A 21,394-nucleotide genomic window follows, 5' to 3' on the forward strand; every position below is an offset into this window, starting at 1 on the left:
CGGTAGGGTCCTGCCATTGTTTTTCCACAAAGCTACCAACTTCCTGCCACAGTAGAACGCTATATTGGGAGCTGTAAGACAAACCTCACCCATAAGGAGTGTTAGTTCATGAACCGTTTAATCTTGAGAAGAATGGCCCTCTCCACCCTGCTGCTGTCCTCCATCGCAACCCCGGTGTTCGCCGACGCAGACCGCACGCCGCCACAGACACAGGCTCCCGCAGTTACCTTAAGCGCTGCCTCCGCACCTATGCAAGGCAGTATCATGATTGCCTCCCGTTTCCCCGACTTGCTGAACCTTGCAGAACGCTACGCGCCGGAAACCGTTCAGGACTGGACCGACACGCTCAGCAGATACAATAAGGCCCTCCGCCTTAATGTACAGGTGCTAACCCTGGATACAACAGGAGAAGTTACCGCTCCAGCCGTGCAACTGGCCACACCTGTAGCCTTGACAGCAGCCATACCTTCCCTTGCCGGTTCAGCACCGGCAGCCGATCTTCAGCTTGTCGGAACAGACGGGACCCTCAGTGTCTTCGCAACAGGAACAGCGGCTTCATCCACTGCAGATTTCACCGTGTTTGCAGCACCTGACAGCCTCTCGTCCGCAGGACTCACAGACTCTGGCTCCATAACAGCTGCTGCAGCCCCGGCTCTGCTCCCGATGACAGAAGATAACGGATTCTTCAAGGCACAGGCTGCACTGGCTGAAGCCGTAGAATCCAAAGATGCCACAGCGGTCAAGCACGCACTGGGCGGGCTGCTGGAACAGTACAAGGACCTTACCAAAAAGCTTGAAGAAGCGAAGTAAGCACGGAATAACGCGTCTATAGCAGCAGGAGATACAAAAAGCAGGCCAAGGGCGGGTACCTTTGGCCTGCTTTTCGTTTAGACAATCTTTCGTCAGGAGAGCGCAGCTACCGATTCAGGGGTAAACGCCTGAAGCTCACTCAGCCGTCCGTCACGGATTTTGACCGCCCAGGCGGGATCTCCGAGCAGCGCCCGTCCCACAGCCACCAGATCAAACTCATTGTTGTTCAGCCGCTCCACTAGTCCCTCCAGTCCCGGATGAGTCTGGCCTTCCCCTTCGGCGGGATCACTGTCCATGCCAACCGCCCCGACCGTAATGGTCGTCTTGCCTGTCAGCTTCTTCACCCAGCCGGCAAAGCTAAGATCCGAGCCGGCAAATTCGGGTTCCCAGAAACGGCGTACTGAGCAGTGGAAGATATCTACTCCGGCGTCCACCAGAACGTTCAGCAGTTCCTTCAGCTGTTCCGGTGTGTCCGCCAGTCTGGCAGCGTAATCGCCCATTTTCCATTGGGACAGACGCATGGCTACCGGATAATCCGGACCTACCGCAGCACGTACAGCTTCGACTATCTGAGCAGCAAACCGGGCGCGCTTCACCAGATCGCCGCCGTAACGGTCTGTCCGCTGATTGGTCTTCGCCCACAAGAACTGGTCAATCAGAAAGCCATGGGCTCCGTGAAGCTCTATGCCATCGAACCCGGCTTCTTTGGCATGAAGCGCTGCAGCCGCGTAAGCCTGAATCACATCTGCTATTTCGTCCTCTGACATCGGCTCGCCTGCCTTGTTCCCCTCCAGATCCAGTCCGGACGGACCGATGGACAGGGCTTCCGGGTTAGGCTGGGAACCATTCGGGCGGATCATGCCCATATGCACGATTTGCGGGAAAATTTTGCCCCCTGCTTCATGCACCTGTCTGACCACTTCCGCCCAGCCGTTCAATGCTGCTTCTCCATAAAGCCTAGGCAATCTGGACTCACTGGTTGCTGAAGGATGGTCAATTATGGCTCCTTCGGTTATCACAAGACCGACACCGTTCTCGGCACGGCGGCGGTAATAAGCAGCTACATCCGGTCCCGGCACACCTTCAGGCGAGAAGGCACGGGCCATCGGCGACATGACAATTCGTGTCGGCAAGGTCAGTTGATGGATCGTATAAGGCTGAAACAAGGCTTGGATGGAATGATTGTTGTTCTGCGGATGACTCATGAACCGCACCTCCAATATTATTTTGGCACCCGCAGTTAAGGGGTACGAATGCAATATTAGCAATGCCACCTGCCTCATTCAACCAACAATCCGCGCCTTCTGTTGCTTAAGCGAAATGCAAAATGTATTGTTGGTTATCAAGGGATAACTTGGTTGGCGCAGCCGCAGATGTTTATAATAGTTAGAGCATTAGTTACCGAAGGGAGCATGGATAGAGGATGCCCAGTATACTTTCACCGAACCCGAACGACCCGCGCGTCATCCGGACACGCCAGTTAATTCTGGACTCATTCGCCGAGCAGTTAAATACCATGGACTTCAATGCAATTACCGTACAGGATATCACGCGAAAAGCCACGATTAACCGGGCCACATTCTATGCTCATTTCCCTGATAAATACGCACTGCTTGAATCGTTCTTATCAGATGCCTTCACGGAGCTTGTCCTCCGCAAAATCGATGACCAGGCAGCCTTGACCGAGGAAACGCTCTATACGCTGGTTGCCGCTCTTTGCGATTATCACGAATCCAGCCATCACTGCCTGAAGAAATATGACTCACTGGCGCTGATTATTGAAGAAAATATTAAGCTGCAGCTGGAGCAGCTGCTGCAAAGGCTGCTGTCCGGAGTAGACAGCACAGCGGATAGCCGCACACTGCAAACGGCTGCAACCCTCCTAAGCTGGTCAATCTACGGGGTTACCTATCGCTGGAATAAGGAGGGCCGGCATGAATCCGCTGCTGCGCTGGCCGGCAGATTAGTGCCATTGATGAATAACGGAGTATCCCTGCTGACTCCCGCTGGGGGAGAGTAAGAAGCACGGTTCCGCTAAAAAACCTTCGGAGATTGTCCCCCGCCCGGCAGGCAGCACATTCTTTCCGGCCCCAGGTCGTCCCGGTGAAATCAAGTGCACTAATTTTTGCTCTTCTTTTCCTCCTTTTGGTAGAATTTAGTGGAATTAGAGGGATTTATCCCCTTGAGTTTTCCATACAGCTCACTTTCGGCGAAATTAAAGGGATTTATCCCTTTGATTTCCGCATACAGCTCACTTTCAGCGGAATTAGAGGGATTTATCCCTTTGATTTCACCATACAGCCTACTTTCAGCGGAATTAGAGGGATTTATCCCTTTGATTTCCGCATACAGCCTACTTTCAGCGGAATTAGAGGGATTTATCCCTTTGATTCCACCATGCTGCCGACTTCTGGAGGATTCAGTGGGATCCCTGATTCAAGGAGAAGTTCTTCCTTCAGTCGGAAACGGATCTGCGCCAATTTCCAAAGAAAAGTATCCGGGGCATTATGCACGTTGTATCCACAACAGACGAATATCATAATTTCCTACATAATCAAAAAGGAGCGCAGCCGTTCTGCGCTCCGCACCTCCACCGCTACTTCCGCTTCCGCTTCTTCCGCTTGCCGCCACCCTTTGTCCCGTTCTGGCTGGAATGCCTGCCGCTCTTATCCGTGCGGTTATGTCGTTCCTCCAACCGTCCCTGATGACGATCCGTCCATTCCTCCGCAGCCTCCATCTGTGCTCTGCCTCCAGGCACCTTAACCTGCAGGGAAGGCTGTCGCCTGCGCCCGGATTCTCTCCCCTTACGCAGTGCTCCCACCGCATAAATGCCTGAGAACACCAGAACAAACATAATTCCTGCGGCCAGACCTCCCCCTTGTCCCGGAATCAGCGGCATGCTGGCGAGTATGGCGACCAGACTTCCCATTGCAATCCATGAGCTGTACGGATAGCCGCGTAACCCGCGCTGGCCCTTGAAGGGTCCTCCGTTGCGCCGGCGCAGCCGGTAGTGGCTGGCCATGATGATGAAGTAGGAGAACAGCAGCGCGAAGCCGCCGGAGCTGACCAGAAACAGGTAGACTCCCTGCGGCAAAAGCATACTCAGTCCAAGCCCGGCCAGCATTGCACCGCCGGAAATGAGGATGCCCCGGTACGGGATATCCGTACGGTCCTGCATCCAGGCCGGAGTATGCCCTTCCTCCGCCAATGAGCGGAGCATCCGGCCCAGGCCGAATACGGAGGCCAGCATCGTTGACAAAATAGCGGACACCAGGACGATATTCATCACCGTCCCAGTCCAGCCGAGGCCATACAGGCTGAGAGCAGACACAAACGGACTGATCTGTTCAGAGACCAGAGTCCGGGGCAGCAGCAGAAACAATGCGGTCATCGCCGCCAGATAGAGGCTGACCAGCAGCAGGATTGTCCGCCGGATCGCTCTGGGGATGGTGACTCCGGGATTGCCTGTCTCCGAGGCTGCCAGTCCCAGTACTTCAAATCCCGCATAGGTAAACATCACCATGAGCATGCTGCCCGCGATACCGGCAATCCCCCCGGGGAACAGGCTCTGGCCGCGCACAACTTGAATACCGGCCGCGCCTTCGCCCCTGGTTCCAAATCCGGCTACTATAGCCACCGCGATCACGATGAAAGCAACAATGGCCAGCAGCTTGAAGGCTGCCAGTCCGATCTCCAGCTTGCCCAGCCGTTCTGCCCCGAGCAGATTGAGCAGTGTTACCAGAACAATGATCCCCGAGCCCACCAGCGCCAGCGGCAGCGCTGGAAACCAGCCCCGCAGCAGAATGGATACTGCCGTCGCTTCACTGGACATCGCGAGCACAAGGCCTGTCCAGTATACCCAGCCGACCGTGAATCCCGCTCCCCGGCCGAACGCCTGCTCGGTGTACGTGCGGAATGAGCCGGGTGCCGGATTCGCCACCGTCATTTCCGACAGCGCGGAGAGGATGAGATAGACCAGAACCCCTCCGATTACATAAGCCAGCAGCACAGACGGGCCTGCCGCCCGGATCGCCACGGAAGACCCCAGGAAGAAAGAGCCGCCGACCACGGTCCCCAGGGCGAGCATCGTCAGCTGCCATACAGATAATCCTTTTTTGCCCGGGTTCCCGGACTTCCGCAGCTTCTCCAGCCTCACCAGCTTCTCCACCTTCTCACGCTTCACCTGACTACCTTGTTTTCCTTCCTCCATAATCCTGCCTCCCGGTTTGAGATAACAGAAGTATCTGCATATTCCGGGGAAATTAGCCAGGCTGCCTGAGGGAGAATGATAATTGGCGAGATTTTGCGGGACTCCCGGTATCCCTTATTAGTGCACTTAGCGGCGCGAATACATCGGATAGGGATAAAAAGCTGCCGCCGCCTGCTGGGCTATGTATGAAGGCATGCCCTTGGCGGCTTTACCCGCATTCATACCTTCCGTCATACCGTTATATGGCATCGCCTGTGCATTGGGATGGAGGGTATTCTCTGCGGCACCGGAAATAACGCATCCCGGAGGCGGACCAAGAATAACCGATTCCTTCAGCGGCGCAACCGCCTTGGCATAATCCTCTTCTTTGATACAATAAGCCCGCTGGATCACCTCTTTGGGAACTGCTCGCATGTATTCGGTTTATCGCGTACATTTAGCTCGTCTACTCTATCACTTGCACATTGTATTCGGTTTATCGCATACATTTAGCTCGTCTACCCTATCACTTGCACATTGTATTCGGTTTTTCGCATACATTTGGCTCGTCTTGCCTATCACTAGCACATTGTATTTGGTTTTTCGCATACATTTGGCTCATCTACTCTATCATCGGCACATTGTATTCGGTTTTTCGCATACATTTGGCTCATCTACCCTATCGTTCTCTTAAGCCCCCAAGCAAGACGTACGAATCAGATCGCACACTGGGCAGGCGGCTCAGAACCGCTTTTTAAAGAATGTAGAGCGCCCCAATTCAGTTTTTGGACATACCGGTCACCGAGTGACAGCCTGCCTTTCGCGTCTAAAGCATGTTCCTTGTAAGAATTGGATTATTAAATCATATTCATCCTTTGGACATATCTGCTCCAAATTTCAATGTATCTTATCCATCACAGATGAATAATATCATTTCCCATTTTAGATAAAACAAATATTCATGCTGAAACCCTCAATCCGAACACAACAAAGGCTGACCCAGGCAGCCATATCATGGCCTACCAGGTCAGCCCAGACTTCATTTCATTACCGCTCGAACAGCGTGACGCAGTTGCGGCCTTCCGCTTTGGATTGATAGAGCGCATCATCGCCCAGCTTGTAGATATCCTCCTCGCGGAGTCCGTCGACAAGAACGGCCGCTACGCCGATGGACACGGTAATTCTTCCGTATTCCGGGCTAAGCTCATGCAGAATCCGCAGCTCCGCGATGCTTCTTCTGATTGCTTCGGCATATTCCCGCGACTGCTGAGGAGTGAACCCGGCCACCACAATGCCGAACTCTTCTCCGCCCAGGCGGAACGCAACACCGTCCGCCCGTTCAGCCAGCTCATTCAGCAGCTGGCCGACTCTCCGCAATACAGTATCGCCCTCGTAATGGCCGTAGGTATCATTGTATTTTTTGAAATAGTCTATGTCGAGCATCAGGTAGGTCAAATGCCGTTTGTCTGCAGCTGCCTTCTCTACCTCGTCCAGGAACAGCTTATTGAAGTATCTGCGGTTATACAGCCCGGTCAGCTCGTCGGTAATCGAGATTTGCTCGATCAGACCGATATATTTGTTCAATTCCTCGTTGTTGAACTCCAATTCCTTGGTCCGTTCCACCACGAGCTCCTCCAGATGCTCCTTATGCCGCCGCAGCTCCTCTTCCGCCTTCTTGCGCTCGGTAATATCCTTCACAGTCCCCTGAATCGCCGGTTTGTCCATATACATGATCCGGATGACCTTGTGGATCACAATGACTTCACGGGTCTTGTCCTTGTGAACAAGCCGGGTCTCATATTCATCAGGCACCTGCTTGCCTTCAACTCTTCTTGCATAATAGTGCGATACTTTGTCCTTCTCGGAGGGGCTGAGGAAGTTCTCGAAGGGCTGATCCAGCATCTCATCCATCTCATACCCCAGCATCTGCGCCAGGGCCTCGTTGACATATTTACACCGCTTGTCCTGGGTAATGAATACCCCGTCCTGCAGATTGTTCACCAGTTCACGGTATTTCTCTTCCGACCGCTCCAGCTCTGTGTAGAGGCTGGCATTCTCCAGGGAGAATACCATTTCTCTGGATAACAGATTAATGATCTTCATCCGTTCCTTGGTGAACACGCCGGTAACCAGGTTATTCTCCAGATAGATAATCGCAATCGTCTTATTCTGGTTGATCAGCGGCATACATACCATGGATTTCGGCTGGTGCTTCACAATATAAGGATCGTTCACAAACATTGTCTCCGAAAAAGCATCATTGTAAATCAGGCTCTCCCGGCTCTCTTCCACCTGCCTGATAATAGAGACCGGCAAATTATCCAGCCGGGACGACTCATGAATAGCGACCGAAATTCTGTCAGTATCGGCTTTATATTCACCCTCCACCAGAAGATTCGCCTGGGAGGTCATCAGAATACAGCCCCGCTGGGCACCGGCATTCTTGATGACAATCTCCATGAGCGCTTCCAGCAGATTGTTCAGCTCAATCTCCTTGGAGATTGCCTGGGAAGCGAGGATCATTGAATTCAGATCAATGCTCTCGGTGTAGTCCGTAACCGTCCGGCCATGGAGGAATTCCTTCGTGTTAATTTTTTTGACAATGGAAGAGTAGCGCTCGTTAATGAACCTGATCTTCTCTTTGGCGCCCCAGACCGAATAATAGTATACAGATTGTCTGAGCAAATAAGCGGCGAACTCATTGAACTCCTTATGATAATAGAACCGGGCTGCCAGCTCATTGCCCAGCGCCTTATAGCGTACAAAGCTTCCTTGCTCACTGGTCTCAATCGCCAAATCATAATAGCGGCTTGCCTGATTATCGTTCCTGCTGATTCTAGCCCATTCGGCCTTCATCAGATATTCATGCTGGCGGAAGGTTCCCGGCGCATTCCTGGCCCATTTGCGGACCCGCCCGTACTCTTTACGCATTCTGGATTTGGCTTTACGTTTGCCGTTCACACTTAAATCCTTATAGGCATAAGCCAGATTCAGGAAAGTATACAGGGCGAATTCCTCCATAAAAGCAGAACCGGCCAGCGTTCCGATGATCGGGTAGGCCTTATCGATATACTCCAGTGCTTCATGATGCTTCTCATAAGTGAACAGCAGTTTCATTTTATAAATATAATAGATCGCAATTCCCGAATAATACCGCGCTTCTTCCAGCTGGCTCAAATAGGCCTCTTCACTAAATGACTCACTGTTGAAGGAAGTCCGGTCCGGCAGCTCGCCTGCAAGACTGCGGAAATACTGGCGGGCCAGCTGCGCTGTGGCAAGCGATTCCTTATATTTCGTATTCTCAATCATAGAGATCGTACGGGTACTCTCCTGAAGCGTAGTCGCGATGTCCATCGACGGGTTCCAGAGATTCACATAGAATGCGGAATGGGCAAGATAGAGCAGATCCCCTGTCCGCAGACTGGCTTCAATCGAGGTGCCGAACCAGTCCTGCAGCGTATCCCAGGGCTCGGTCCAGGCATGGCTGAACAGCGTATACAATACATGTGCCGCGCCTTTCCACTGCAAATCATTGAACCTGTCGTTAATCCTGATCCCGAGCCGCCCGAATTCAAAGGCCCCTCTGGTATCTCCGAAGCCGGACAATAACATGGCATATCCGATAAAAGCAAGCGCCGACTCGGGCGAGTTGCCGTATTTCAGGGTCAGGCCGACCTTTTTGAGCACCACCAGTCCAAACAGCGAAGTTTCCCCTGATATAAAAGATGGCGGGATAAAATTAATCAACAGCCGCATGACCAGCTTCATCTCCGGATCTTTCATTTCCGGCGATGTAAAAATCCCTTCCGGCGTTCTTCCCCGCAGCGCAGCCTTGATCACCAGCAGCTCCTTCAATACGGAGGCCATTCCCACCTTGGCGGGAATCCGGATTCCCAGCGCCTGCAACCCTTGTCTGCCTGAAGCGATCGATTCCGGCATCATACCCAGATACATATAATGATTGGCCTGCATTTCGTAAATTTCCGCGAGTGCGATTCGGTCTGTAGTATGTTTCTGCAAAAGAGTGCAGGCCTGATCCGCCTGTTCTACATGGTGGGTGAGATAGCCGCATTCCGCATACAGTCTGTAGATCTCCGCAGTCTGCTCCCTGTCCGCCAGCCAAGAATTCTCCGGCAGCAGCGTTATTGCCGCCTCCAGCAGGATGAATGCAGAATCATACCCGTAGCCCGCCTTGGCTTTCTGCGCTGCACGGAGATTAAGAGCGATCACATCCTCAATTTCAGAGCGCTCGCTGATAAATTCCAGGCCTTTGTTCATGTGTGCTGCAATGTCAACGATCTTGTCCTCGGCATCCCCGTTGCCACAAATCTTCAGCAGAAGACGCCCGATGCTAAGATGCAGCCTTTTTCCCCGTTCAGCGTCAAGCATCTGATAGAAGGCCTGCTGAATCCGGTCATGGGCAAATTTCAGCCGGATTTCCGTCTGCAGCGGTGCCGCCCCTGCTTCACTCAGCGTCCCGGAGAATATGGCATAGCGGTGGTCCGCAGGAAGAATATACTCCTCGTGTACGGCCCGGCTGATGGCAGCTGCAATTACCTCCGGCGGTTCTTCACCGATCAGGGTAAGCATGCCATAATCGAATACATTGCCGACGGCCGAGCTTAACATTAAGATCCTGCGGACATCTGCCGGCAAATTCTGCAGCTGCCCCACCAGGAAATCAACGACATTCTCATTGACCGGCAGCGCCTCAATCCGCTCCAGGTCCCAGTTCCATTCCCCGCTCAGCTTATCAAAAACAAAAAAACCGCGTTTATGCAGATCCTTCAGAATTTCCGTCAGGAAAAAGGAATTGCCTTTGGACCGCTTGAAGATCAGTCCGGTAAGCTTCTGCACCTTCTCCTTGCTGCTGTACAACGTGTCAGCGATAAGGCTTTGCACATCGTCCTCGTTCAGAGGCTTCAGGTGGATGCGTGAAACCTCACGGCTCTTCTCTATTCTGGCGATGGAGGCAAACAGGGGATGCCCTTCGTGAATTTCATTCTGACGGTAGGAACAGATTACAAACAGCCTCTGCAGATGGTTATCCAGCACCAGCTTCTCCACCAGCTGCAGGCTGGAGTAATCCGCCCACTGGACATCGTCCAGGAACAGGACGAGCGGTTTGTCATTATGGGTGATCCCTTCCACAAACTTGGCAAAGGTCAGGAAGAAGCGGTTCGTCTCCTCGGCAGGATTCAGCGGCTCAACCTCCGGCTGAACGCCGATCCAGGCGGCAAGCTCAGGGATTAACCCGGTAATTACACTGCCGTTTCCGCCCAGCGCCTTGTTCAGCGAACGGCCGATATAACTCTTGTAATCCTCATCCGGGCTCTCCAGCAGCTGGCTGATCAATCTCCGGAAGGCCTGGATCAGCGCGCTGTACGGAATGTTCTTGTTATACTGGTCGAATTTTCCTTCCGCGAACAGCCCTTTCTCCTGGCTGATGGTCTGGTGGAGCTCATGGACCAGTGCCGTTTTGCCGACACCGGCATCACCGGATACCAGCATCAGCTGTGAGCTCGTTTTGAGGCTGCTGCGGAAGGCATCCCCCAGGCGGGACAGCTCCTGCTGCCTGCCTACAATCTTTTGCGGAATGCGGAAGGTATTCAAGAGGTCCTCTGTACCTATCACGAAATCCTCATGCCCGGCCAGACATTTCTTCAAATCCGCCTTGATTCCGTGAGCGCTGCGGTACCGGTCTTCCGAGGACTTCTCCATAAGCTTCATAATAATAGCCGACAAGCCGCTGGATACACGCCCCCCGCTTGCCTTATAGGGAGGAATGGCCTCTTTGGCAATAATGGAATAGATCTGCTCAAGCATTTCCTGTGAATTAAAGGGCTTAATGCCGGTCATCATCTCATAAAGTACGATGCCCAGCGAATAATAATCGCTCCGGTAATCAATATTGCGGTTCATCCGTCCCGTCTGTTCAGGAGAGATGTACAGCAGGCTGCCTTCAAGTACCCCGCTGTTCTGGAATTCCCGTTTCTCTTTGGACAGCTTCACCGCAAGATCGAAATCAATCACCTGCACAATATCCTGTTCCCGGTTCCAGATAATATTGGACGGCTTGATATCCTTATGGATCACATTCTGCTCATGAATGGAAGCCAGAATATCCACAACCTTGACCGCGAGCTTCAGCAGCGCCTCCTGCCCGGGTTTCTCCTCCGCCAGAACCTTCTTGAGCGAACGCCCGTGGATATCCTCCAGCACCATGATATACAAGCCGTTCTGCTCTTCCAGCTTAAGGGGCCGGATGACCCCCTGCACGGTGTGGCTGAGCTCTGTAAGCAGCTTATATTCCTGCTTGAAGCGCATGACCGCCTCGGTCCCGGTAAATTCCGATTTTAATACTTTTAGAATGACTGTTGCTCCGGTTGTAGCTTCGCTGCATCTGTAAACCGCTTTTATGTTATTATCTGAAATGGTTTCCAGTATCTGATAGTTGTCGTTAACAATCATTCCTACTCCACCTTTAGCTCTGTTCTCCCGTGACTTCGATATCGGCATCGAATTTAAACACATACGCTGCAATCAGCCAAATAATCCAGCAATTCAGCCCAAAGAATAAATAACCGAAGTATCCGAGAAGCGGCATCTCGGAGAAAATATGAAACTTGTCCAGATAAGGCACGGAATATTTCCAATAATTCGGATTGGTAGGGGCATCGTTATGGAACCACTCACTGCCAAAGTTCCAGAATTCCCAGAAGAAGCCGTTGAATACGGTAGCCAGACCAATCAGCATGACCTTGGACCAGTCCCCGTTCTTAATCGGTGTAAAAGGCGTCCAGTAGCCGGCAAGCGCCATCGCTGCAGACAGCATGGGAACAAGCGCGACCCACAGCACCCAGAACAGCAGATATGGATAATAACCCATCCCAAATGCCAGGATCAGCCCGAGGACATAATAAATGATCAGGAACACTCCGGACACCTTCAATTTAGGGCCGTTATTATACCGGGTACGGAAAAAGCGGAAGGTCTTCAGGAGCAGATACCATTCGAAGATGGCCGGAAGAACAGTCGTATAGGATAAGGAGAACCAGAACACATTGCCGAAATTGGAGAACACTTCATTATTGGGATAATACCAGTTCTCGAGTACGAAGAAATTGAGATATTCGAAGGCAAACCAGCTGAAGCAGGAGACCACAGCCAGCAGCTGCATTACCTTGGGCTTGCGCGAGATAATCGAGGCCCCATTATTTCTTTTATACACCAGTCCGTCCAGAATCAGGATGAATGACCACCAGAGCGGAACAAACGTGTAATACTCCAAGGAAACATACAGCTTAAGCCGTGCCCACATCAGAAACCAGCTGACCGCGAGGACCGGCAGACTCCACCAGAACCAGACTGGAAAAGGTGTAGCTGCTCCCTTCTGCCGGGGGGCCTCCGGGGTTTTCTTGAAGCCAAACAGCCGGGGGAATACAAAAACCAGCGTAATGATCAGCGCTACAACACAGGCCAGGGAGAAATAAAGCAGGCTGAACCCGGGGTCAGCTTCCACCCTTTGGGCAGGAAAGTCGCCGTAGCCGGGGGGCAATCCGTGCCATTTCGCCAGACTCCCGAATAACGGAAGCAAGAAGATCAATCCAAAAGTAACGATCAGAAATAATGTCTTTTTCCATGTTTTCATTGTGCAATACCCCGCTTATGTATGTAATTGAAAAGTCGAATTTTGTTGATATTCGCTACTATTCGATAACCCTCCAGATTATTCCTGCTGAGGGCATACAAAAAGATGCCCCAACGTCCTCTTCCATGACGTATGGAGCATCCCGTGTGAGATTTCTATATAATTACCCCTCCAGATCGAGCTTCATGCTTAGCGAACGTACCCCACGCTCCTCTTCCTCTTCACCAACCGGCACAAAGCCTTGGGAAGCATAGAAACCAATTGAATTCGGGGATGAATTCACGGTAATTTGCCGGACCCCGTCTGCCTTCATCTTGTCAACCGCATGCTGCAGCAGGATCCGGCCGATCCCGGTTCCTTTGTGTGCATTCTTCACGAACAGCAGCGAGATGTGATTATTGTTACGAAGTTCTATGATTCCTGTAACCCCCGGACCGGACGTGGTGATGAATATCTCATGATCCTGCTGCATGCGCTTACGGATCGCGGCAAGTTCAATATACTTATAGAATTCAATAACGCCCTGCGCCGAATAGTTAACGGAAATATGTATATCAAACGCCTCGCGGATTAATGGGGTGATCAGCTTCTCCTCACCGGGCATCAACTGTCTGATTGCTATAGCTGTCATACGGCAAGTCTCCTTTATTCTGACTGGTTGCTTCAACCCTCTAAGAATAGCATAATTCAGGGAAATTCGCCCAGTAATTAAGAAATAGAAAAGGCAGTCCGCTTCTTCCCGCGGAAACTGCCCATCATACAACACCTTCCACCAAATATAACATTTCCCTCATGATCTAAGCGATAATCCAAAATTGTTGTGCGGGTTAATTGGCTTGCGGCTTAATGATCTGCTCCAGCACAGCAACGATCATCTCATGATCCTCTTCACCGGAAAGCCCGGACACGGATATGGTTCCGGCCGCTCCGGCACCCCGGATCAGAAGCGGGAAGCACCCGCCTTCGGCGGCGTATTCCATCGGATCTACAAAAGCATTATCCTGAATTGTGGTATTCCATGATTTATACAGCACATTCATATAATAAGAGCTGTGTCCGAAATGGTTCACGACATTGATTTTACGGGCGATCCAGCGGTCATTGCCGGGGCCGTTCTCATTCATTTTGGCGTGAAACAGCACGGTTCCGTTCTTCCGGATATCCACCGTAATCTGCTTGTCCATGCTCTGCGCTCTGGCCAGAATTGCGCTGCCCACCTGGATGGCTGTCTGATTGCTGAACGCGCTGAACTGCAGCTCCTGTTCCTGCTTAAGTATCTGCTCCAATAATGGGGTGTAGTCTTCCATAATCAACACTTCCTTAGTCCGGTTATAGTTGGTTGTAGTAGATGGATCTGCTGCAGTTAATCGGGTCATTTGAGATATTCAAGTTTGGTTAAGGGCAGACCCAGGAACAGTGCATAGCGCTCAGCAGCCTGCTGCACTCCTTCTATTCCCTTTTGATCCAAGGGTGCAAAAGGCGTTATGAACAGCTCGACACCTTTTTTCTTAATCGTCCGCTTCCAGGTTCCGGCTACCCTCCCGTCAGTGACTACCGTCGCCAGGAAGATGCCGTTATTGCCCGGCACGATCAGCGGGAACGACTCCGGCTCCAGCACGGCACTCCGGTCTTTATAGCCGAGAATATATTCATCGAACCCGGCCAGCAGATGAACACCGGCAGGCTCTACTGCCGTTACTGCCGCAGGATGAGGCATCCAGTATTCACTGCCGTCAATCACTTCCGGTTGCAGACTGCTCCGCACTGCCTCAAGACCTGCTCTTGCATCCGTTAACGTCAGCCCTGCCCACCAGGCAAAGTCCTGCACAGTTGCAGGCCCATGCGCTGTGAAATACAGCATGGCCAGTTCATTCAGTGACTCCTCAAAAGAAAGCTCACGCGAGTATTCCACCCATTCATCCAGCAGGACGAATGTCTGCTGCTTGCCGCTACGCGGACCAAAGCAGATCAGACCGTTATACGCACTATGCCATAGAATATGATAGCCGCGCTGGCCGGATATGCTGATGCCCTGATCCTCCAGCAGCTTCAGCAGCTCGGGACGTGTGAGCTGGCGTCCGCCCTTCAGTGCATTATAGATGATCTTCCGGCAGCGCTCCAGGATCTTGTCGTCAAGTTCAAGCTGGGTCAGCCTGGCTGCCGCCTGACGCAGAATGCGCGGGGCACAGAGCTGAAGCATCCACTTCGCATTCTCCGGCGGTACGAAGTGAAGCGTCCCGCGCAGCGTCCAGGTCAGCAGCAGCTTCCTGTCCGCGATGGCCTGCTCAACCTCTATTAATACTGCTGATGGTGTTCGCAGCCCAATAGCCCAGACGGCCTGCATATAATCCTGAGCCTGCATGGCACCGAACGCACGCACCACTTCACCAGGCTGAAGGGATGAAGGCTGCTGAATCCGCTGATGAATCAGCCGCTGATCGGCAATACGCTTGTTGGTCACAATCATTCTCCTCTGCTGTCCCTGGCACTTTCCTCCAGTATAGGTATCTGCCTATCCACTGTCCATCCCGATATCGTATGCCGCAAGCAGAGCGTCCGGCAATTCCGAACCGCCGGCATCACTGAATTGCAGGAAAAAACTGTCTCCTGACGAATAATACTTTCTATATAAGAGTCAGGAAGCAGCACTGTAGACATAAATGTTGTACGTTGTGCAACTTTGATTCATTGTTAGGCGGGTGTTCGGGAAGATTGTTGTATAAAATACAGGAATACTCCTGCTAAGCCGCTTGAAAACGGTGAAATCATGCCTTTTATACAACAATTTTGGATATTGGCTGATAGGATGGCGGAAATGTTGTATTATGGGCAGGATTTTACATTTACATAAAGTTACCAGATTTCTGCCACTGAGAGTCACTGAAGCAAGGAGTTCCTGCGGCCCCAGCAGCTGCCCGGAAGTCCGGATATTTCGCTGGGTGAAGAATTAGAAATCACGAAGACATACGGGGTGAATCGTTTGCAGCAATTTATGATTGGTCAATACGGAGGATTCGATTACAGCAAATTCCACAAGGATTTCAAAGCCGGATTCTATGGAATCGAGGCTTGTTCCTTCAAGGCAGAAGAAGATTGCCGGAATCTGATCGCGGAAGCGCAGCAACACCAGTTTCACACCGGAGTCCATTTCCCGCTGCGCGCCGATCCTACGCGGCTGCGGGACGCCCTGTTCCTCTCGCCGGATGAGCAGGAGCGCGCGGCTGCTTTTGGGCATATTCAAGAAGAGCTGGACTATATGGTCACCCTCCGTCCCGGATATGTATTGTTTCATTATCCGAAGCCGGTCATACTGGATGACCGCGTGGACTGGCAGCAGTGGCGGTTCGGTGACCGCCGGGAGTACATCTATGAGAGTGAAACCTCTCTGGAAGATCTGATTCAGCGGAGTGAGTATCTCTTCGAATGGCTGAGCCGGAAAGGGCGTGAGTATCATTTCCAGCCTATTCTGGAATTCGACGGACTGAACAGCTATGTCTATAATCAGGATTTTCTGGAACAGCTGTTAGTTAAATATCCCGGCATTAAGCTGTGCCTGGACACTGCCCGGTTGTATCTGCAGGACAAGCTTGATCCCCGTTTCGATGCCCGCGCACTTCTGAGGAGATACACCAAATACGCAGCACTAATCCATCTGTCGAGTGTTCAGGTCAAGGACACTGTCCGGCTTAGCCATTACCCGGCACTGCCGGAACTGAGTCCCGCAGACGGCTGGGCACCCATTGAAGACTATCTCCGCATCATCCGTGAGGAGAACAGCGGAGTGAAAATCATGTTCGAGCATCGCTCAGATCTCATCACAACAGAACAGCTGGAGCGTTGTTATGCATGGGTGGATGGCATTCTATCCGGAGCTTGATAATGATTTAAAAGAGTCTGACTGCAAGTCCCTCCCGCTCCCTATTCGCCCATTCTTCTTCTGTGGCGAATTGCGGCCGGACAGGCCAGTGTTTCTCCAGATCGTATTTGTAGATACAATACGCGAGCGGTATGCAGGCCATCATAGAATCTCTGGCATGTGGATTGGCCTTCCCTGCCGCATCCAGTGTTCCAAGCGCAGCCTGCGCCGTGATGGTTATCACGAACGTTTCGTCCACCAGCGCTTTGAAGCGGGGGCCGATCTCCGCGGGCGCAGCCGGATCACTGCTTTTCAGCTGCAGGGTCTTCCAGCCATGGCTCGGGTATACCTCATACAGCCGCGAAGCATGATCCCGGACTTCATCGAAGGGGTAAACGGATACCGCCTCCCGCAGATTAAACAGCAGCTTCCGTCCGCCGTACAGCATTCCGTGCATAGCAATCGGTGTCGAAGAGACCGGGCTTTTGGCCTGCAGGGCAATGTCAGTCACCCGCATATCCCGGCTGTTCCTGCCGCTGTGAATGACGCCAAACCGCTGCCTGAAAGACTCCCGGGTATCGTCATAGGCTCCCTCCAGGAAGCTGATCCATGACGAATCATATTGTTCCTGCAAATAATAGTCCGGTATGGAAAAGGGAAAGTCGAGGCCCCAGGGGGCCTGGCTTGAGCGGATATAATACGCCAGATCCAGCCTGTCCTCACAGCTGAACACCCGCTCTACCGTTAATTCCCCCGCCTCCAGGTTCCCTTCAGTCACGTAAATTTTGCCCTCCGGATTCTTCGCTCCGCTGAAATCACAGCCATATATTTTCACAGCATAGTCCTCCTGTAATTCTTGTCTCCACTTGTTTCCCTATCTTAGAGTCTGCCAAGTATATTTGTAAATAGACAGGCACATGATACAATATGACAGTATCGTGCCTGCCTTAATTTAACACTAGAGGAGTGACGCATGTGGCAATTGATATTTACTTGAATTTCAACGGAAATACCCGGGAAGCTGTTGAATATTATGCTGAAGTATTCGGGACCGAACCTCCGCATATTATGACTTTCGGCGAAGCTCCGCCCGATCCTTCCCACCCTCTGCCGGAAGAAGCCAAGCACCTGGTAATGCATGCCAATCTGAGAATTGCCGGCAGCACGGTAATGTTCTCGGATGTATTTCCCGGAATGCCTTTTGTGGAAGGCAATAATATCAACCTGACGCTGATGGATACGGATGAAGATAAGATCAAAGACTGGTTCCATAAGCTCAAGGAAGGCGGCACCGTTACCATGGAATTGCAAAAGACGTTTTGGAGTCAATGTTACGGAAGCCTGAAGGACAAATTCGGCATCTACTGGCAGCTCAGCCACGATAACGGCCAGAACGGCTAACAATTACAGCATTAACATATCTTTTATATACAAAAAACCGGTAAGGATATGTTGAATCTTCCCCTTGGGAGGGCGCCATATCCTTTTATTATTTGCTCTTAGCCCTCTCCCTTACGAAGTTGTAACCCAATTGTTAATGCGCTTACATCATGTTATGTGTTTTAATTGATCTAACGTTTATGTACACATCCTACTGTAAAGGAGACTAACCTATGGAAATATCCTCTTTTTTGCTGCCCAAAGATCAGGTGGCGTTTATCACTTCCTCGATCTCAATGCGGGAAGCGCTGGAGCAGCTGGAGAATCATTATTACTCCGCCATTCCGATTATTGACGAAGAAGGCAAATATGTTGGGACCTTGTCGGAGGGCGATCTGCTATGGAAACTGAAGAACACCGAGGGTCTTAGTTTTGAGAATATGACCGGAGTGACCGTAGGCACCATTCAGCGTCATGTGCATAACGAGAGCGTAGAGATTCACGCACAGATGGAGGATATGCTGACACTGGCCGCAGACCAGAATTTCGTCCCTGTGGTGGATGGCAGCGGGATCTTCCTAGGCATCATCCGCCGCAAGGATATCATCGAGTATTACACCCGGAATATTACCGATTAACCTCATAACGCCGCATTAAGTGATCAGTTATTCATCCGCAGCAAAGGCAAAGGCAGGACTGTCCTCCGAAGGACGGCCCTGCCTTTGTTCAAGTTAGCAAGTCTATATAATCTCAAACACATGAGTCAGCCGGGTCAGCTCAAAAATCTTCCGGACATTGTCATTCATCCCCGTCAGCCTAATGGTGCCGCCTGTCTCTACACATTTCTTGTAGGAGCTGACAATCACCCCAAGTCCGGTGCTGTCAATGAAACGGCAGGTCCCGAAATCAAGCAGGAAGCTTGAATGGCCGTCAAGAATATAATTCCGTACTTCTTCTCTGAAATGTCCGGCTTCATCAACCGAGAACAGCTCCGGCATCTCAATAATAATCTCGCTCAAGCTACTCACCCCTGATTATAAATTTCTCAACAAGAATCTCCAGTTCATTAGCCATAGCACTGATCTCTTGAGCGGAAGCCGCGAAATTATTGACCGTTGCCGCCTGCTCTTCCGTTGCACTGGATACATTCTCTGTATTCGCTGCCGCAAGCTCCGATATCGTGCCCATGGAATCAATCAGCTTAATAATCTGATCAGAGGTTGCTACTTCATCTCTGGTAATATCCAGAATCTCCTGCACATTCTCTGTAATCATCTCAACAGACTGAATGATATGCACGAACGCGCGGTCCGTCTCATTCACAATGCTTACGCCGCTCTCTACCGCCTCTGCAGCGCCTCTCATGGAATCTACGGCCTGGGTAATCCGCGAGACCATCTCACTGACCAGACCTGTAATCTCGCCGGCCTGGGTATGCGTCTCATCCGACAGCTTCCGTACTTCACCGGCTACTACACTGAAACCACGGCCATGCTCACCGGCACGCGCTGCTTCGATGGCAGCATTCAGGGCCAGCAGATTGGTCTGCTGGGCGATCTTGTTAATCGTTCCGATCATTGTGGATACCTTCTCTGACAACCCGCTGACCGTCAGCAATAGCTCTTCCGTCTCTTTGGTGCTGCTGTGGATCGTATCCATCGCCTGTACTGTACTGATAACTCTGGCTCTGCCTTCCTGCGCTGCCTGATTCGTGTTATCGGCATTACCGGAGGTAGCAGACGCTTTACTCTGCGCCAGCTGCACCAGACTGGATAGCTGTACAAGCACTTGGGAAGCATTGACGACCGACTGATTGTTATTCTCTGCTCCGGAAGCAATCTCCTGGGTACTGGAGCTGATTTCTTGAATCGATGCGCTGATCTCCTCTGAAGAAGCTGCCATTTCCTCGGACATGGAGGTTAAGGATACCGAACCTGCTCTTACCTTCTCGATAATGGCCTCCTGCTTGTCAATCATGGTGTTGAATGATTCACTCAGCGTCTGCAGCTCATCTCCGGAGCGGATTGAGGTATGAACGGTCAGATCCCCGTCACCAGCCCGGCCCATGGCTCTCTCCAGCCTCTTGATCGGATTCACAATATTACGTGTGGTAAAGAAATATGCGGCCAGCATGGCAACGACGATAAAGCCCAGAATAATGATCAGCGTAGTATTACGGATTTCGTCCGCCGGAGCCATATAATCCTCTACATTTGCCGTTGTAGCTACTACCCAATTGCCTGCGGGCTGAAAAGAAACATATTTATGCACGCCTTCATAGGTGTAGAAGCCGTGTGCGGTTTCTCCGGCCTTCATCAGCCGGACCAGCTCATTCAGTTCAGCATTGCTGTTGCCGTCCAGATTCTCCTTCAGGACCTTGTCCTGCTCAGGATGCGAGACGATCAGGCCGGTGCGGTCAATCATATATCCGTATCCGTGCTCTCCAATCTTCACCCCGGTTACCGGGGAAGTGATATTCTCAAACAAGGCGGTACCGATTAACACGCCTGTAATCTGATCATTTACCCGCAGCGGTCTGGCGATCGCTACGATGTATTGATTCGTCTCCCGCGACAGAATAACTTCACTGACGGCGTCTTTGCCTTGCAGCGCTTCCTGGAAGTACGCACGGTCCGACACATCAAGCCCGGGCAATTCGGAGCTGCTGGTAATCAGCGCCTTACCGTGTGTATCGGCGATGATCAGCGATTCCAATAGCTTGGCATTGTCTTTCTGAACACCGGATATGTAATTAAATGCTGTGTTTCTTAAGGATGCAGCAGAAGGATTCCCGGCGAAATCGGCCAGCGTGCTGTTCCTGCTGGCGATACCCAGATCATTGCCTACCGCTTCCAGCTCGGCATCCACCGCTCTGGCTGTAGAATTAGTAGTCCCCCTTAATTCCTCTTCAATCGTCTTCTGCAAGGCTCCCGAAGCCAGCTGATAGGATACAGCCCCGGATATGCCCAGCGGTACGCTGATAATCAGAAATAACAGGATACTCATTTTGACTTTCAAACTTAATTTCACCGAATTCTCCCCTTTGTAATTCTATGAGGGACAGATACTCTTGCTGATGTACATCGTATTATGTATCATCTCTGCACTGTCCGAGAAACAGCGGATCAGGTACAATCCTCTTCCCCCTTCTTCCAGTAACTCATCGCTCCCGATAGCCTCCGGGAACACCAATTCGCTGTCCCCGGCCCCCGAATCCTCTATCTGCAGCTCAAGCAGCTGATCCATTAGCAGATACCGGATGGTAATCGGTTTGCTGCAATCGCTGAGGTTCCCGTGGTAATAGGCATTGGTTACCGCTTCGATCAGAATCAGGCGGATATCAAACGCATAGGCTTCTAAGTCAAGCTCCTGAATGATTCCGTCAATAATCATCTGATGACGCTCCAGACCGTGAAGCATCACTTCCTTATGAATAGCTCCCATGACTCACTCCTTATAAGTTCTGAAATCATCGTCCTGCGCATGTACACGCCATGAATCCGCCCTG

Annotated in this window: 17 protein-coding genes; 5 read left to right on the top strand and 12 right to left on the bottom strand. The window is 51.6% G+C overall.

The genetic code is table 11. The features are described from left to right. The first annotated feature begins 108 nt into the window (after positions 1–108). Positions 109–810: a hypothetical protein gene (locus QW71_RS04650; RefSeq protein ID WP_039293931.1), complete on the top strand. Its 702-nt coding sequence runs from the start codon at positions 109–111 to the stop codon at positions 808–810. Between the two features lie 92 nt (positions 811–902). Here the strand turns inward: QW71_RS04650 and QW71_RS04655 are convergent, their stop codons facing one another. Beyond that, positions 903–2,015, bottom strand: a complete 1,113-nt coding sequence (locus QW71_RS04655) for an NADH:flavin oxidoreductase (protein WP_039293933.1) — start codon at positions 2,013–2,015, stop codon at positions 903–905. A 218-nt stretch (positions 2,016–2,233) separates the two neighbouring features. Here QW71_RS04655 and QW71_RS04660 point away from each other — a divergent pair, with 218 nt between their 5' ends. Then, entirely contained in the window at positions 2,234–2,830 is a 597-nt protein-coding gene (locus tag QW71_RS04660; protein WP_039293935.1) for a TetR/AcrR family transcriptional regulator, read from the top strand. 576 nt (positions 2,831–3,406) lie between these two features. Here the strand turns inward: QW71_RS04660 and QW71_RS04665 are convergent. From QW71_RS04665 to QW71_RS04695, 7 genes are all read right to left on the bottom strand, one after another. Next, positions 3,407–5,020, bottom strand: a complete 1,614-nt coding sequence (locus tag QW71_RS04665; RefSeq protein ID WP_083442431.1) for an amino acid permease — start codon at positions 5,018–5,020, stop codon at positions 3,407–3,409. Between the two features lie 126 nt (positions 5,021–5,146). Beyond that, on the bottom strand, positions 5,147–5,413 hold the full coding sequence (locus QW71_RS04670) for a hypothetical protein (protein WP_039293938.1): 267 nt from the start codon (positions 5,411–5,413) through the stop codon (positions 5,147–5,149). A 633-nt stretch (positions 5,414–6,046) separates the two neighbouring features. Further along, complete coding sequence (locus QW71_RS04675) at positions 6,047–11,470, bottom strand: diguanylate cyclase (RefSeq protein WP_039293941.1); 5,424 nt, start codon at positions 11,468–11,470, stop codon at positions 6,047–6,049. A gap of 13 nt (positions 11,471–11,483) precedes the next feature. After that, positions 11,484–12,650 carry a hypothetical protein gene (locus tag QW71_RS04680; RefSeq protein WP_039293943.1) on the bottom strand — a complete coding sequence of 389 codons (1,167 nt, stop codon included), beginning with the start codon at positions 12,648–12,650 and terminating at the stop codon, positions 11,484–11,486. Between the two features lie 163 nt (positions 12,651–12,813). Beyond that, on the bottom strand, positions 12,814–13,281 hold the full coding sequence (locus QW71_RS37760; RefSeq protein WP_052769893.1) for a GNAT family N-acetyltransferase: 468 nt from the start codon (positions 13,279–13,281) through the stop codon (positions 12,814–12,816). 196 nt (positions 13,282–13,477) lie between these two features. Continuing rightward, complete coding sequence (locus tag QW71_RS04690; RefSeq protein ID WP_039293946.1) at positions 13,478–13,957, bottom strand: heme-degrading domain-containing protein; 480 nt, start codon at positions 13,955–13,957, stop codon at positions 13,478–13,480. 65 nt (positions 13,958–14,022) lie between these two features. Continuing rightward, complete coding sequence (locus QW71_RS04695; RefSeq protein WP_039293949.1) at positions 14,023–15,117, bottom strand: winged helix DNA-binding domain-containing protein; 1,095 nt, start codon at positions 15,115–15,117, stop codon at positions 14,023–14,025. A gap of 513 nt (positions 15,118–15,630) precedes the next feature. Between QW71_RS04695 and QW71_RS04700 the strand changes: the two genes are divergently transcribed. Continuing rightward, complete coding sequence (locus tag QW71_RS04700) at positions 15,631–16,527, top strand: TIM barrel protein (protein WP_039293950.1); 897 nt, start codon at positions 15,631–15,633, stop codon at positions 16,525–16,527. A 7-nt stretch (positions 16,528–16,534) separates the two neighbouring features. On the opposite strand, the gene QW71_RS04705 is transcribed toward QW71_RS04700, so the two are convergent. Next, positions 16,535–17,341: a hypothetical protein gene (locus QW71_RS04705; protein ID WP_039293953.1), complete on the bottom strand. Its 807-nt coding sequence runs from the start codon at positions 17,339–17,341 to the stop codon at positions 16,535–16,537. Between the two features lie 140 nt (positions 17,342–17,481). On the opposite strand from QW71_RS04705, the gene QW71_RS04710 reads away from it, so the two are divergent. Together QW71_RS04710 and QW71_RS04715 are read left to right on the top strand one after the other, a co-directional pair. Next, the gene (locus QW71_RS04710) at positions 17,482–17,907 is read left to right on the top strand and encodes a VOC family protein (RefSeq protein WP_039293956.1); all 426 of its coding nucleotides are present in this window, start codon (positions 17,482–17,484) and stop codon (positions 17,905–17,907) included. 212 nt (positions 17,908–18,119) lie between these two features. Next, positions 18,120–18,524 (top strand): CBS domain-containing protein, encoded by a 405-nt coding sequence (locus QW71_RS04715; RefSeq protein WP_039293958.1) that lies wholly within the window; start codon positions 18,120–18,122, stop codon positions 18,522–18,524. Between the two features lie 102 nt (positions 18,525–18,626). Here the strand turns inward: QW71_RS04715 and QW71_RS04720 are convergent, their stop codons facing one another. The 3 genes from QW71_RS04720 to QW71_RS04730 are packed head-to-tail and all read right to left on the bottom strand — an operon-like array spanning position 18,627 to position 21,330. Then, positions 18,627–18,905, bottom strand: a complete 279-nt coding sequence (locus QW71_RS04720; RefSeq protein ID WP_200905887.1) for an STAS domain-containing protein — start codon at positions 18,903–18,905, stop codon at positions 18,627–18,629. Position 18,906: 1 nt separating this feature from the next. Beyond that, positions 18,907–20,916: a methyl-accepting chemotaxis protein gene (locus QW71_RS04725; protein WP_039293960.1), complete on the bottom strand. Its 2,010-nt coding sequence runs from the start codon at positions 20,914–20,916 to the stop codon at positions 18,907–18,909. Positions 20,917–20,937: 21 nt separating this feature from the next. Then, the gene (locus QW71_RS04730; RefSeq protein ID WP_047013622.1) at positions 20,938–21,330 is read right to left on the bottom strand and encodes an ATP-binding protein; all 393 of its coding nucleotides are present in this window, start codon (positions 21,328–21,330) and stop codon (positions 20,938–20,940) included. Positions 21,331–21,394: the final 64 nt, after the last annotated feature.

The organism is Paenibacillus sp. IHB B 3415 (assembly GCF_000802655.2).
Taxonomy (GTDB): Bacteria; Bacillota; Bacilli; order Paenibacillales; family Paenibacillaceae; genus Paenibacillus_AQ; species Paenibacillus_AQ phytohabitans.